The organism is Acinetobacter sp. Q85-2 (assembly GCF_013420555.1).
Taxonomy (GTDB): domain Bacteria; phylum Pseudomonadota; class Gammaproteobacteria; order Pseudomonadales; family Moraxellaceae; genus Acinetobacter; species Acinetobacter indicus.
In genome coordinates, this window is record NZ_VOXW01000026.1 from 20,074 (window position 1) to 33,615 (window position 13,542).

Below are 13,542 nucleotides of genomic sequence, written 5' to 3' on the forward strand. Positions count from 1 at the left end.
TATTGCCAAAATCAAGAGGATGTCACGGAAATCCTCTTGAAAAAAGCCTGAAGAAAACCTAGCCTGAGTTGATTAGGTTAGGTTTTTTCTTATGCGTATCTTTCAACGAATTCACAATAAACTGAACTGGTCACCACGGCGTTATCTGGGCGTGATGATGGGCCTGCTGGCGTTAAGCTATTTATCCTCGGCACTGTATCATACCTATAAGCCCTTACCGGATGGTTTGAATTATGCGGGACCGCTACGTCATGCCGAAGTCAAATTTCTGGCCGATCAGACCTATCTGGATGCACAGGGCCAGCAGCATTATGATCATCAGATTTTTAATGAAATGCTGCGCCTGATTGATGAAGCACAAAGTTTAATTGTGCTGGATATGTTCCTGTTTAATCCGCAAACCGGGGCATCACAGGCCCAGCATCAACCGCTCAGTCAGCAATTGACTGATGCACTGATTCAAAAACGCCGTACCCAGCCGGATATTGAAATCAGGCTGATTACCGATCCGATTAACTCGGTTTATGGCGGGCTTGCGCCAGAGCATTATCGGCAACTGCGCCAGGCCGGAATTGATGTGATCGAAACCAATTTAACCCCGCTACGCGCTTCCAATCCGATGTGGTCCGGGTTCTGGTACATCTGCTGTCAGGGCATCCGCAATAATCCGGAGGCTGGCTGGCTGGCCAATCCGTTTGGTGAGGGCAAAATCACCCTGCGTAGTTATTCCGAGCTGCTAAATTTTAAGGCCAATCACCGTAAAACCATTGTGGTTGATACCCCGGACGGCTGGGAAGCTCTGGTGACCTCAATGAATCCGCATGATGCCAGTTCCCATCACTCCAATGTGGCGCTGGTGGTCAAAGGCAACACCGCGGTAGATATTCTAAAAACCGAGCAGTCGGTGGCGCTCATGTCCGGCAGCAATATTCCCGGAGTGATTGTCGGTGAGTTTCAGGCCGCTGCTACTGAACCGCAGGTGCAGGTGCTGACTGAAAAAGCCATTTATGATGCGACTTTAAACCTGATCAATAGCGCCAAAGCCAATGAACAGGTCGATCTGGTGATGTTCTATCTGTCCGAGCGCCAGATTGTCAAAAGCCTGTTTGCAGCCCATGAGCGTGGGGTGAAATTGCGGGTGCTGCTCGATGCCAATAAAGATGCGTTTGGTCTGGAAAAGAATGGCGTACCGAACCGGCCAGTGGCAGCAGAATTACATCAGGCCGGCATTCCACTGCGCTGGTGTAATACCCAAGGCGAGCAATGTCATAGCAAAATGCTAATCAAGCGCAATGCCCAGCAACAGGAGATGATTTTAGGTTCGGCCAATTTCACCGCGCGGAATTTAAAAAATTATAATCTGGAAACCAATTTACGCGTGTTAGGCCCGGCTCAAGCACCGGTATTTCAAGATGCCCAGCAGTATTTTGATACCGCCTGGTCAAACTTAAATGGCCGTCAGATGAGCGTGGATTATGCCCAGTATGCCGATGAATCGACGCTGAAATATGGACTGTATCGTTTGATGGAATGGAGTGGCTGGTCGACGTTCTAATCTTCCTTATTCCACGCTTCTGTTTGGAAGCAGTGGCTTCTGCTTATAAGAGAGCTGGAAGAATGAGTTTTCTTCCACCTTGTAGAGAGAGTTAAGGAGGAGCAATTTCCTTTTTCTTACAAGAGAGGTTAGGAACAATAGCTTTTTCTCCTCTTCGTAAGAGAAGGTTAGGGAGACACGCGTTCCTTAACCTTCTAGGAGAGAGTCAGGGAGAGGTCAAGATTAAGGTTTAACGCTTAGTTTTGCCCCGGATTCGGTGGTACCAGTTCATCCAGATCTTTATCGGACAGCTCATCCAGCTCGCTCAGATCGGTTTTAATTTTCCACTGGCTTTCATCCTCAACTGGATTCGGCAAACGCGCTTCCAGCCAGTCGCAGACCACATCGGGCGGGAAATCGGCATGATTACACTGGATTACCCAAGACAGGAAATCTTTGGCCTCACCATTCATATAAGGTGGTGGCGATACCGGTAAAAACTGCGTTGGCAAACGTTCATTCTTGGAAATATAGTTCAGCACATGACCCAGTTCCTGCACGGTTTGCCAGGCCAGTGGGTGTGCTACATTAATCTGAAATTTAAACCACCATGCCTGAGCACCATCTGTGCCATAGGCATCGATCAAGTTTTTTTGAACACTGGGTACTTTGCAGAAATATTCATAAAGACGATCAAAACTTAAATCAGACACAAGCATGAACCTAGTATGAAAAAAAGCGAGTGTAGCATAAAAGTAGGCCATTATTTTCACTGAGAAATACGGCCGATCTGCCACCATTCATCTAAAAAACTTGTATAAAGCATGTATGTTCATTTTTTATCCTTAATCCTGTTTTATAGTAAAATCAATGGGCTGATGTTTGGGAGTCGGGTGATGAAAAGAATGCAAGCAGGTTTATGGTTGGGCATTGGGTTGTCTGCCATCTCGACATTGTCGCTGGCCGATACCAATCGCTGGGCCAGTTATCAGGGTGTGGAGCGTAAATCGCATGCGCAGCATTATCCACAGCATCGTCCGTCTTATTCGCAGCACAGGCCGCCACAATATTATCCACCACATCCGCATTGGGGCCATCAACCGGTACGTCCGGGCATCAGTATTCAATATCAGGCGCCCACCACCATTTACCAGAATTCGCAAAGTTATAGCTGGGTCAATGGTGACCCGAATGTGGCCCGGATTGAAAGCAGCACGCAGACCATCATTACTGACTGGCGCCGTTTAGGTTTGCCGGCTCCGCCAAATGGCAGCTACTGGATTTATGAAAATGGTCGTTATATTTTGGTGCCAAACCGTTAGATCATCCGGAGCGCTCCAGCGCTAAGGAAAACTATTTGAACCAAACTGATGATCCGGTGAATCTTCACTCAAAAATCAGCGCGCCGTAGTGGTATCCAGGCGCGCTTTTTGTTCTTCAGATTTGAATGATGGATGTGATTTTGGTGTTTAGGCCAGTTCATCATCTTCCGGGCGTGGGGTCTTGCCTTGTGGCAACGGTTTTTCACTGTGTTTATCCCGAATTACCGATGGATAATTCCAGGAGGCAAAACGTACCACCAGAATCGCAAAGGCTAGAATCAGAATCGAACCGGTAATAATTACTAGGTCAATATCCGCTTTATGGTCGTGCTGGATATCGGAAATCAGCAGCCGGGTCAGGGCGGTAATGGCAATATAAATCAGGAAGCGTACTGGCATGTGGTTGGTTTTAAAGTAAATACCCACCATGGCACCGAGCTCCAAATAAATGAACAGCAGTAAAATATCATCAATCGTGGCATATTGTTTGACGGTCAGAATATCGACCACAGTATGGCCGGCCGACCAGATCACCATACAGCCAATCACGAACAGGGCAATATAGTGAAAACTTTCAACGGCCAGATTACCCAACCGGTCGAGGAGGGTTTCTATTTTTTCTACTTTGGGATGCCGTGCTGTCATATGCTCCTCCTGATGCTGCTGATTGAATGAGAAAACTCATGCAAAAACTGTGCACAACTACAGGAAAAGTGGTGTAAAAACAGCAGGAAAACATGGATGCTATAAAAAAACGCCTGACAGTGCAGGCGTTTTTGAGAGATAAAAAGCTTAAGCCTGATGAGTGAAATAATCTTCCGAGAATTTCATGATCACATCAGAACCGGCTTTGATACGGGTAATTCGCATTTCCAGCTCTGGCAGAATACGTTGTACAAAGTACAGACCCAATGCCAGCTTGTTCTGATAGAACTCACCCTGTTTGGCCTGTGCCGCTTGGGCAATACGGGCAAACATATAGGCAAAGCTGAGCAGACCAACCGCGTGTAAATAATCGACCGCTGCGGCATTCGGGAATTCCGCATTTTCAGACGCCGCATTCAGAATGTATTGTGTTACTGATTCGACTTCTGTAGCTGCATCTAAGGTCGCATCTTTAATGAAGTTCAGATCGGCACCTAACTGGTTGGCAAAGTCACGGATTTCAGCAATATATTCTGCAATATAGGCACCCTGACATTTAATGGTTTTACGGCCAATTAAATCTTGTGACTGTACGCCATTGGTACCTTCATAAATTTGCGCAATACGTAAATCACGTACACATTGCTCCATGCCCCATTCACGGATATAGCCATGACCACCGAAGCACATTTGCGCATCCAGTGTTGCCTGGAAAGCGGTATCGGTTAAATAGGCTTTGGCAATAGGCGTTAGCAGCGCCACACGGTCATTGGCTTTTTTCACCGCGTCTGCATCAGTCGAGAATTTGGTGATGTCCAGCTGTTGGCCGACATAGACTGCAAAGGCACGTGATGCTTCGTTGTTGGCACGCACATTCAAGAGCATACGACGTACATCGCCATGTACTAAAATGCTGTCAGCCGGTTTGTTTGGTGATTGTACACCTGAAGCGCTGCGGCCCTGTAAACGGTCAGTCGCATATTGTGCTGCATTCTGGTAAGCAAATTCAGAGGCGCCTAAACCCTGAATACCCATTGACAGACGTTCATAGTTCATCATCACGAACATGGCTGCCAGGCCTTCGTTTTCTTTACCGACCAGATAGCCTTTGGCACCATCAAAGTTCATGACACACGTGGCAGAGGCTTTAATCCCCATTTTGTGTTCGATAGAGCCTGGGCCAACCGGGTTACGTTCACCGAGTGAACCATCGGCATTGACCAGGAATTTTGGCACGATAAACAGCGAAATACCGCGTGAACCGGCAGGTGCATCTGGGGTTTTGGCCAGTACCAGGTGAATGATGTTTTCAGCCAGGTCATGATCACCACCGGTAATAAAGATTTTGGTCCCTGTAATGTTATAGCTGCCATCTTCGTTGCGTTCCGCTTTGGTTTTAATAATCCCCAAATCGGTACCGGCATGTGGTTCAGTCAGACACATGGTGCCAGACCATTCACCTGAATAAATTTTTGGTAAATAGGTTTCTTTCTGTTCCTGAGAAGCATAGCTGCTCAGTGCCATGCCCGCACCGACTGACAGCAGTGGATACAGCATGAATGACGGGTTGGTGGCAAAAATCATTTCATCTGACAGAACGGTCAGCATTTTTGGCATGCCTTGACCGCCCCATTCTTCATCGGCACCCAGGCCAATCCAGCCGCCTTCGGCATATTGCTTGAATGCTTCTTTAAAACCGGCCGGTGTAGTTACGCTGCCATTGTTATATTGGGCACCTTCTTCATCACCAGTGCGGTTTAAGGGCAGGGTAACGTTCTGGGTAAATTTGGCCATTTCTTCAAGAATGGCTTCTGCGGTTGCAGCATCGAGGTGGGCGAGATTTTCGTTATTTTGCCAGAATTGTTCTGCTTGGAAGACATCATTCAGGATGAATTTCATATCGGCAAGCGGTGCGTTATAAATTGGCATAGTTCATTTCACCTGTTTCTTGTTTATTCATAGTGATCAGGTCAGTCTAAACGATGAGATTTCAATTGATTAGACGACGAAAGGTTAATATAGCGCGATAAATAGAGAAAAAGGACCGCCAACAGCTGGCCGTCCTTTTTACATCCATTACAAGTTACTACACATCACGTGCATTAGAAGGCGAAGTGTTCAGCATCAAGCGCCATCAATGGATCCAGGCCAGTCGCAATCACGTCAACATGCGAGCGTACACGTGGCAGGATCTTCTTGAAGTAGAAGCGTGCAGTGGTCACTTTGGCATTATAGAAGTCGACATCGGTAGTACCCGCAGCCAAGGCTTCTTGTGCAACCAGTGCCATACGTGCCCATAGGTAAGCCAGTGTCACATAGCCAGAGAAGTAGAGGTAATCGACTGCTGCAGCACCGACTTCTTCAGGGTTTTGCATCGCACGCATACCAATTTGCATGGTCAGGTCGCCCCATTCTTTGTTCAGCGCGGCCAGCGGTTCAACAAACTCTTTCATGCCGGCATTGTCTTTGTTGGCTTCTGCGAATTTGTGAATGATCTTGGTGAAATCTTTCAGCATCGCGCCTTGTGTACCCAGAACCTTACGGCCAAGCAGGTCAAGTGCCTGAATTTCAGTGGTACCTTCGTACAGGCAAGAAATACGCGTATCACGTACAATCTGCTCCATACCGTGCTCGGAAATAAAGCCGTGACCACCGAACACCTGTACACCGTGTTTTGCAGCTTCTGAACCGGTTTCGGTCAGGAAGGCTTTGGCAATTGGTGTCAATAAAGACAGGATGTTGTCGGCAAATTTACGGTCTTCTTCCTCAGCAGCCTGTTCAACCACATCTGCATATTGAGCCAATAGGTAAACCAGCGCACGGCCACCTTCAGCAAATGCTTTTTGGGTCAATAGCATGTTACGTACTGCTGGATGCACAATAATCGGATCGGCTTCTTTTTCTGGCGCTTTTGGACCAGACAGTGAACGCATAGCCAGACGGTCTTTTGCATAGGCCAAAGCACCCTGGAATGAAGATTCAGATGCAGACAGACCTTGTACTGCAGTACCGATACGCGCCGTGTTCATGAAAGTGAACATACAGTTCAGACCACGGTTTTCAGGTCCAATCAAGTAACCTTTGGCGTTGTCAAAGTTAATCACGCAAGTCGCGTTACCGTGAATCCCCATTTTGTGTTCGATCGAGCCACAACGCACAGCATTACGCTCACCGATTGAACCATCGGCATTCAGGTTGAATTTCGGTACGATGAACAGTGAAATACCTTTGGTGCCTTTCGGTGCGCCTGGTAAACGCGCCAGAACGATATGGATGATATTCTCGGCCATGTCGTGCTCACCGGCAGAGATAAAGATTTTCTCGCCAGAGATTGCATAGCTGCCATCCGCATTTGGTTCTGCTTTGGTGCGGATAATACCGAGGTCAGAACCGGCATGAGATTCGGTCAGACACATGGTCCCGGTCCAGACACCTGATACCAGATTTGGCAGATAGGTATCTTTTTGTTCTTGCGAACCGTGGTGCTCAAGGGTACGTACTGCACCATGAGACAGACCCGGATACATACCCCAAGCCCAGTTTGCGGTACCGACCATTTCAGAAATGGTAATGCCCAGAGAGTTTGGTAAACCCTGACCGCCGTACTGTTCTTCAGCAGATAAAGACGGGAAACCCAGTTCGATATATTTTTGATACGCTTCTTTAAAGCCAGTCGGCGTGGTGACTACACCATCGTTCCAGGTACAGCCTTCGCGGTCGCCCACCTGGTTTAAAGGAGATAATTCATTTTCACAGAAGTCTGCAGCAGCTTCTAAATATTGGTCAACCAACTCACGGCTTACGTTTCCAGAGAATGCAGGGAGTTTTGCATAATGTTCTTCAGCATTTAATAATTCATGCAAAACAAATTGCATATCACGTAGTGGCGCTTTGTATTGTGGCATATCGGGTTCCTCAATACTGGTTTAACCAGCGGTTATAATCCTAAATCAGTGAGTTCACGCGCCTTCACAGGCGCATCTTGAATGTTTTAATCGTGCAACATCTTCTAATTGGGTACAAGCATTTCAATGGCTTTTCTTGGTGACTGTAAAGTCAAAGATTTTTAACTTGAAATAGCTAAGTGTATTGAGTGTAAACAGATTTATCGGTATAGGAAGTGGACAAATAGTCAAAAACGTAAACAGATATGTCCAATAAAAAAGCGCACCATGCGCCTTTTTTATTTGCTGACTTCGCTTAAGCCACTTTGGCCGGAATGGTCACAGCGGTATTCGGTTTAAAACGCAGGCTGCATTGACCATTGACCGATTTATCCCCCAGTTTAATCTTGACAGTCTGACCGGCTATTTTACCGTTACAGGCATTGGCCATAGCCTGTTGACGGGCCTGACGCTGTGCTAGGCGCTGATCATACTGTTTCACCAGTTCGGCACGTTTGGCATCGGTTAAGGCACCCGTCTGAGGACCATGCTGTTTAAACTGGCGTACATCGCCACGCATTGGACGATGTTCACGGCTGTGTTTAAGCTGCTGGCGTTCCGGCGTAAACACCAGGGAACAGGTCCCATTCACGGTTTTTTCACCGGCTTTGACCTGAACCACCTGTCCGGCAGCTTTGCCTTTACAGGCCGTTTTGATCTGCTGCATCATCTGGCGGCGTTCAGTACGCAGCTGCTGCCATTGTTCACGCTGTTCCGGGCTTAGGCGTGCATGTTTGCCGTGCATGGAGTGAGCCATACGACCTTCACGTTCCGGCGTTGCTGTACTATTGGTTGACTGACAGGCTGTCAGTGTCCCGACACTGAGTAAACCCACTGAAACAAGCGCAATTTTTGTCATCGTTTTCATGATTATTGTCTCCACACAGAACCGCGATACAGTTATCTTTAACTGCGACAAGAATAAATAATAAAGATGAAGAAACAATGGAGAGTTTTTTCAGACACTGTTCGCTACAATAGTGAAATAAAAGAAAAATTGAGATGAGTGTTTTGAAAATACGCCGGATTCCAATCGCCCTGCGCCTGTTTTTGACTGTGCTATTGACCGCGCTGGTCATTTCCACGGTCAGCCTGTGGGTGCTGCACTGGAATATGCAACGCAATTTCACCAAATACGTGGCCGATGTCGAAATGCAGAAGCTGGATCATGTGATTCATAATCTGGCCGGTGTGTATGGTGTCTATCATGATTGGGGCAATGCCATTCAGGCGCAAATCCTGCAAATTGAAGGACAGGCCGGCCCGGAAGATTATGACCGCCTGTCGCGCTGGTGGTTGCGCCGTCAGTACGATATTGCCTTGCAGCAGCGTTATTTTGAAGAACATACCTTAATGAATGTGGCGCCAACGCTGGCTGAACCAGATCCGCAGAAACGCCAGGCCTCGCAGGAGGAATTGAAATGGCTGGAAATGAATCTGCCTTCCGAGTACCGTCCCTTTGAAGGCCTGAAATTTCCTTTAAGCGCGCAGCAGAATACCACCCGGGTTAATCAGGGCAGTGCCCAGAATCCGCGTCCGAATCAGCCACAATCGGATGGCAAAAAACAGTTTATTTCCATGCCGGACCGTTTGGGTCTTAGCTCGCGTCTGGCTTTATATGATGCCAAACGCCAGTTTGTGGTCGGTGAGCCAGCAGAAGGACAAATGTCGTATCGCCCGATTTTAATGAACAATCAGGTGGTCGGCTATCTGGGTTTAAAACCGGTGCTGGATCAGGATGATGCGCTCAGCATTAATTTCTTTAGCGAACAAAAGCGTTATCTGCTGCTGATTTATGGTCTGTCCTTTATTGCCAGTTTACTGGTGGCCTGGTTATTGGCGACCTATTTTAAAAAGCCGATTCAGCGTCTGCTCAATGGGACCCGTGAACTGACCAAAGGCAATTATCAGTATCAGGTGAAAGTAAACCGTAATGATGAACTCGGTGATTTATCTACAGAGCTGAATCAGCTGGCAGTCATTTTAGATCAACATGAAACCTCACGCCGGCAGTGGGTGGCTGATACCTCACACGAATTAAAAACCCCGCTGGCAGTGTTACAGGCCCAAATTGAGGCTATGCAGGATGGTATCCGTAAAGCCACACCGGAACACCTAGATGCAATGATGCGTCAGGTCAGCAGCCTGAAAAAACTGACTCAGGACCTGGCTGATCTGGCGCAGGCCGAAGCCATGCAGCTGAAATTCTATCTGGCCTCAATCAACCCTTGGCAGGTGATTGAACAGGAAGTCGAGAATTTCCGGCCGAAGTTTGAACAGGCCGAGTTAAGCGTGCGTCTAGAAGGTGAAGCTGTGCCTTTACAATTAGATATAGACCGCTTTAAACAAATTATGGTGAACTTGATTGCGAACAGTATTCGTTATACTGAGGCCGGTGGGCAGGTTCATATTCATAGTGAGCAGACGGCAACAGAATGGAGTGTCTATGTCGATGACAGTCCATTTGGCCTGACCGATGAACAGCTAGCCCGTTTAGGCGAGCGTTTTTACCGGGTGGATGATTCGCGTACGCGGAGCACTGGCGGTACCGGTTTAGGTCTGGCGCTGTCTGCTAAAATTGCGCAGGCCATGGGTGGCCAGCTGAGTTTTGCGCATTCGCCATTGGGTGGCTTGCGCTGCAAACTGACTTTCCCGATTCCGACCAAACAATAAAAGGAAAAGATATTCATGAAACATGTCATGCTGGTTGAAGATGAAGTTGAACTCGCTCAATTGGTCCGCGACTATCTTGAAGCTGCTGGGTTTGAGGTCAGTATGTTTCATGATGGACAAGAAGCCTATAACAGCTTTTTGCAGCGTAAACCGAGCCTGATGATTCTGGATCTGATGGTGCCACGTATGGATGGGCTGACCATTTGCCGTAAAGTACGTGAGCAGTCTGATTTACCCATTATTATGGTTACGGCGCGTACCGAAGAAATTGACCGGGTATTAGGCCTGAATATGGGTGCAGATGACTATATTTGTAAGCCATTTAGTCCGAAAGAACTGGTGGCACGTGTGCAGGCAGTGCTGCGTCGCTTAGACCGCAAGGCTGAACCGGAAACCAATGATTTATTCCGGATGGATAAAGCCCAGCAACGGATCTGGTATCAGCAAAAAGCACTGAGCCTGACCCCAACCGAATTCCGTTTACTGGAACTGTTTTTAGAGCATGTTGGGCAGGTTTATTCCCGTGCCCAGTTGCTGGACCATATTAACCCGGACAGTTTTGATGTTGCAGATCGGGTGATTGACAGTCATATCAAAAACCTGCGCCGCAAGATTTCCGAAGCGGCAGAAACCGGTAATCGTCATGAGTGGATTCAGGCAGTCTATGGGGTTGGCTACCGTTTTGAATATCCGGAAGATTAATTTCATGCGGAGTGAAAAAGCGAATAGATATGTGCCTATTCGCTTTTTTTATGAGAGTAGGTTGTGCAGTATTTAGGGGCAGGATGGTGATAAATCAACAGACTGATCAAGCATAAGACCAAAATAAAAGGGGGGGATTTCTAATATTATAATTTTTAAATGAATTTAATTTTTAACAAGAATATTTTGTAAATTTTAATAAGCCTGAAAATTGAAGTAAATAAAATTCCGGTATAATCCGCAGCCCGCTTTTGGGAATTTTTCTATGCACGTCAATATTGAGCTTGTCGCAAGCTTAATTCAGCGCAATATCACCCCCGCGATACACTATTTTGAACAAACCCAGGATAGTTCCCGCCTGGAACATCAGATCAACTTCTGTGTACAGCAGATTATTGTCTGTTTAAATTCCGATACAGTGGCCACCATCAAAGCACTATTGCAGTATTTAATTGCAAAAAGCCAGCACAGCAGTGAACATTCAGGGTGGCGCAAAGCCTTTGAGTTGCTCAATGATAAATATAAAGTTTAATCGCTGATTTTACATACGAGAGACAGGATTAAACTGTGGGCACGATTTATCTCTGTGTTTTTGCCCGAGCTAAACACGCGAGCCTACAGTTTTGAGTAACGCTATACGTTGTCGATCCAGTTTCTTGAGTTTGGACACCACCAACGCATAAGAATTCAGCACTAAATCTTCGATTAAAGCTTCATCCAGCTCTTCATCTTCATACACTGAAATCCAGTGCTGTTTATTCATATGCCAGCCGCTACGAATATACGGATAAATATCACGCAGCATGGCACCATGATCTGGCGCTACTTTTAAATTAATGGCCGCTTGTCCGTGCAGATGAAACTGTAACATAAAGACTTTATCCAGCACTTTAAACACATCACAACCCTCACCAAAAGGCTGGGTCACTGTGACTTCAGGCAGGGTAGTAGCGACTTTTGCCGCAAGTGGATGCAAAGCCATACGCAATTTAGGTTGAAGGGCACTTTGTGGATAATGCTGAAATTATCCACAATTTACCAGGCCAATGTGGATACTTTAAGACGAGCAGCTGACCATCACTTCAGGCACATCGCTTGGCAGCGGCGCTAAATCTTCCGGTTTTTCCAGCGCGGTCTGCCGGGTATAGGGTTGACTGAGCAGGCGAAATAAACGCTCGACTTCAGAAAAATCATCCCGCTCGGCCAGTTCAATTGCTTTTTGCGCCATATGGTTGCGCAGGATGTAATGTGGATTGACGGCGGTCATGGCGGCATCCAGTTCATCGGTATCCTGATGTTCACGAATACGCTCATATTGCGTCAGGAAGGCTTCAAACTGACGACGGTCTAAGCAATCATCTTTAATCGTTTCATAGTCTTTATGTTGCAGGCGAATAAAGCTCTGGGTGTAATCCAGCTGCTCGCTTTGCAAGATTCTTAAAAAAGCCATCGCACAGTCAAAGCTGTCTTTATGGAAGCTGGGTAAGCCCATTTTCTGGTTTAAACCATGCTTGTAGTGTTCCAGGAAGGTCGGTTCAAAATGGGCCAGACATTGAGCCAGATCCGTTTTCCATTGCTCTTGGTCATCGTCTGCCGGACAAAGCGGAATCAGGTTGTTCAGCCAGGTCCACAAGTTCCAGTGCCCAATACTCGGCTGTTGCTGATAGGTATAACGTCCCTGATAATCGGAATGGTTGTTGATCCAGTTCGGGCGAAAGCGCTCCATAAAACCGTAAGGACCAAAATCTAGGGTAGAGCCGGTGATATTTAAATTATCGGTATTCATTACCCCATGGGCAAAGCCGACCAGCTGCCATTGGGCAATCATCACTGCGGTACGCTGCACCACCTGTGTGGCAAAAGCTAAAACAGGCTGCTCGGCCTTCAGACATTCCGGATAATGCCATTCGATACATTTCTGGGTAAATTCAGGCAGTAAATCTGGCTGATATTGATTGATCCATTCAAAATGCCCCAGCCGAATATGACAGTCCGAGGTACGTAACATCATTGCACCCGGTTCCAGTTTTTCACGCTGTACCCCTTGGGTGGATGAAGTAAATCCCACGGCATTACTGGAAGGTACGCCCAAGGCATTTAAGGCATGACCGGCCAGATATTCACGAATCACCGAGCGTAACACCGCGCGACCATCGCCCATCCGTGAATAAGGGGTAGCACCGGCACCTTTTAAATGCAGATCAATGGTCTGCTGATGCTGGTCAACAATCTGGGCAATCAGTAAACCACGTCCATCACCGAGCTGACCGGCCCATTGCCCGAATTGATGCCCGGCATAAACCATAGCCAATGCCGGAAATTCAGCAAATGTTTTCTGGCCGCTACAGATTTCGACCCACTGTGCTTTGTCTTCATTTGACCATTGCAGTTCATCGGCCAGTGCTGCATTGAAATGCCCGGCTTTGGCGCCTTTTAAAGGCAGCGGTTGTTGCTGGTGATACAGACGGGAAGGCAGGGTAGGATAGCGCGAGTTAAATTGCATTGCAGAACAGCCATTCAGAACAGGCCTTCACTATAACAAACTTGGCTGGAGAAAAGTGTCGTGTTTCCGAATAGAAAAAGCCTCCATCAGGATAATGCCAGTCAGTTAAGCAAATATTAGAAAAATGTAGTAAAAATGAGTGTATGTAAATACGCTCATTTTTTTATGTCTTTATCTGAACATTTAGAATCCACTCTTGAACATTCTCTCCCATCACTT

General features: G+C 47.0%; 12 protein-coding genes. 5 read left to right on the top strand and 7 right to left on the bottom strand.

The window, feature by feature from the left end; genetic code table 11:
* Nucleotides 1–91: 91 nt before the first annotated feature.
* Nucleotides 92–1,555 carry a phospholipase D family protein gene (locus tag FTT68_RS12465; protein ID WP_104505400.1) on the top strand — a complete coding sequence of 488 codons (1,464 nt, stop codon included), beginning with the start codon at nt 92–94 and terminating at the stop codon, nt 1,553–1,555.
* A gap of 236 nt (nt 1,556–1,791) precedes the next feature.
* Here the strand turns inward: FTT68_RS12465 and FTT68_RS12470 are convergent, their stop codons facing one another.
* Complete coding sequence (locus FTT68_RS12470; RefSeq protein WP_005180018.1) at nt 1,792–2,247, bottom strand: hypothetical protein; 456 nt, start codon at nt 2,245–2,247, stop codon at nt 1,792–1,794.
* Nucleotides 2,248–2,430: 183 nt separating this feature from the next.
* Here FTT68_RS12470 and FTT68_RS12475 point away from each other — a divergent pair, with 183 nt between their 5' ends.
* Nucleotides 2,431–2,856 carry an RcnB family protein gene (locus FTT68_RS12475; protein WP_180087761.1) on the top strand — a complete coding sequence of 142 codons (426 nt, stop codon included), beginning with the start codon at nt 2,431–2,433 and terminating at the stop codon, nt 2,854–2,856.
* A 147-nt stretch (nt 2,857–3,003) separates the two neighbouring features.
* Here FTT68_RS12475 and FTT68_RS12480 read toward each other — a convergent pair whose 3' ends face one another.
* The 4 genes from FTT68_RS12480 to FTT68_RS12495 all read right to left on the bottom strand — a co-directional run bounded on the left by FTT68_RS12480 (nt 3,004) and on the right by FTT68_RS12495 (nt 8,313).
* Nucleotides 3,004–3,501: a phosphate-starvation-inducible protein PsiE gene (locus FTT68_RS12480; protein ID WP_005180016.1), complete on the bottom strand. Its 498-nt coding sequence runs from the start codon at nt 3,499–3,501 to the stop codon at nt 3,004–3,006.
* A 147-nt stretch (nt 3,502–3,648) separates the two neighbouring features.
* Entirely contained in the window at nt 3,649–5,430 is a 1,782-nt protein-coding gene (locus FTT68_RS12485) for an acyl-CoA dehydrogenase C-terminal domain-containing protein (protein WP_180087760.1), read from the bottom strand.
* A gap of 173 nt (nt 5,431–5,603) precedes the next feature.
* Nucleotides 5,604–7,406: an acyl-CoA dehydrogenase C-terminal domain-containing protein gene (locus FTT68_RS12490; protein WP_075168330.1), complete on the bottom strand. Its 1,803-nt coding sequence runs from the start codon at nt 7,404–7,406 to the stop codon at nt 5,604–5,606.
* Between the two features lie 295 nt (nt 7,407–7,701).
* Nucleotides 7,702–8,313 carry a hypothetical protein gene (locus FTT68_RS12495; protein ID WP_180006622.1) on the bottom strand — a complete coding sequence of 204 codons (612 nt, stop codon included), beginning with the start codon at nt 8,311–8,313 and terminating at the stop codon, nt 7,702–7,704.
* 134 nt (nt 8,314–8,447) lie between these two features.
* Between FTT68_RS12495 and baeS the strand changes: the two genes are divergently transcribed.
* The 3 genes from baeS to FTT68_RS12510 all read left to right on the top strand — a co-directional run bounded on the left by baeS (nt 8,448) and on the right by FTT68_RS12510 (nt 11,352).
* Complete coding sequence (gene baeS, locus FTT68_RS12500) at nt 8,448–10,118, top strand: sensor histidine kinase efflux regulator BaeS (RefSeq protein WP_005180006.1); 1,671 nt, start codon at nt 8,448–8,450, stop codon at nt 10,116–10,118.
* A gap of 15 nt (nt 10,119–10,133) precedes the next feature.
* Complete coding sequence (locus FTT68_RS12505; RefSeq protein WP_180057601.1) at nt 10,134–10,820, top strand: response regulator; 687 nt, start codon at nt 10,134–10,136, stop codon at nt 10,818–10,820.
* 265 nt (nt 10,821–11,085) lie between these two features.
* Nucleotides 11,086–11,352 (top strand): hypothetical protein, encoded by a 267-nt coding sequence (locus FTT68_RS12510; RefSeq protein ID WP_180057599.1) that lies wholly within the window; start codon nt 11,086–11,088, stop codon nt 11,350–11,352.
* A gap of 69 nt (nt 11,353–11,421) precedes the next feature.
* Here the strand turns inward: FTT68_RS12510 and FTT68_RS12515 are convergent, their stop codons facing one another.
* Nucleotides 11,422–11,802, bottom strand: coding sequence for an MmcQ/YjbR family DNA-binding protein (locus FTT68_RS12515; RefSeq protein ID WP_163145456.1), 381 nt, complete (start codon nt 11,800–11,802; stop codon nt 11,422–11,424).
* A gap of 75 nt (nt 11,803–11,877) precedes the next feature.
* Nucleotides 11,878–13,323, bottom strand: coding sequence for a YdiU family protein (locus FTT68_RS12520; RefSeq protein WP_016658647.1), 1,446 nt, complete (start codon nt 13,321–13,323; stop codon nt 11,878–11,880).
* Nucleotides 13,324–13,542 lie beyond the last annotated feature (219 nt).

What these genes read in the sequence shown, in the direction of transcription:
- FTT68_RS12465 (WP_104505400.1), top strand. Translation starts at nt 92, where the DNA reads ATGCGTATCTTTCAACGAATTCACAATAAACTGAACTGGTCACCACGG.
- FTT68_RS12475 (WP_180087761.1), top strand. Translation starts at nt 2,431, where the DNA reads ATGAAAAGAATGCAAGCAGGTTTATGGTTGGGCATTGGGTTGTCTGCC.
- FTT68_RS12480 (WP_005180016.1), bottom strand. Translation starts at nt 3,501, where the DNA reads ATGACAGCACGGCATCCCAAAGTAGAAAAAATAGAAACCCTCCTCGAC.
- FTT68_RS12485 (WP_180087760.1), bottom strand. Translation starts at nt 5,430, where the DNA reads ATGCCAATTTATAACGCACCGCTTGCCGATATGAAATTCATCCTGAAT.
- FTT68_RS12490 (WP_075168330.1), bottom strand. Translation starts at nt 7,406, where the DNA reads ATGCCACAATACAAAGCGCCACTACGTGATATGCAATTTGTTTTGCAT.
- FTT68_RS12495 (WP_180006622.1), bottom strand. Translation starts at nt 8,313, where the DNA reads ATGAAAACGATGACAAAAATTGCGCTTGTTTCAGTGGGTTTACTCAGT.
- baeS (WP_005180006.1), top strand. Translation starts at nt 8,448, where the DNA reads ATGAGTGTTTTGAAAATACGCCGGATTCCAATCGCCCTGCGCCTGTTT.
- FTT68_RS12505 (WP_180057601.1), top strand. Translation starts at nt 10,134, where the DNA reads ATGAAACATGTCATGCTGGTTGAAGATGAAGTTGAACTCGCTCAATTG.
- FTT68_RS12510 (WP_180057599.1), top strand. Translation starts at nt 11,086, where the DNA reads ATGCACGTCAATATTGAGCTTGTCGCAAGCTTAATTCAGCGCAATATC.
- FTT68_RS12515 (WP_163145456.1), bottom strand. Translation starts at nt 11,802, where the DNA reads ATGGCTTTGCATCCACTTGCGGCAAAAGTCGCTACTACCCTGCCTGAA.
- FTT68_RS12520 (WP_016658647.1), bottom strand. Translation starts at nt 13,323, where the DNA reads ATGCAATTTAACTCGCGCTATCCTACCCTGCCTTCCCGTCTGTATCAC.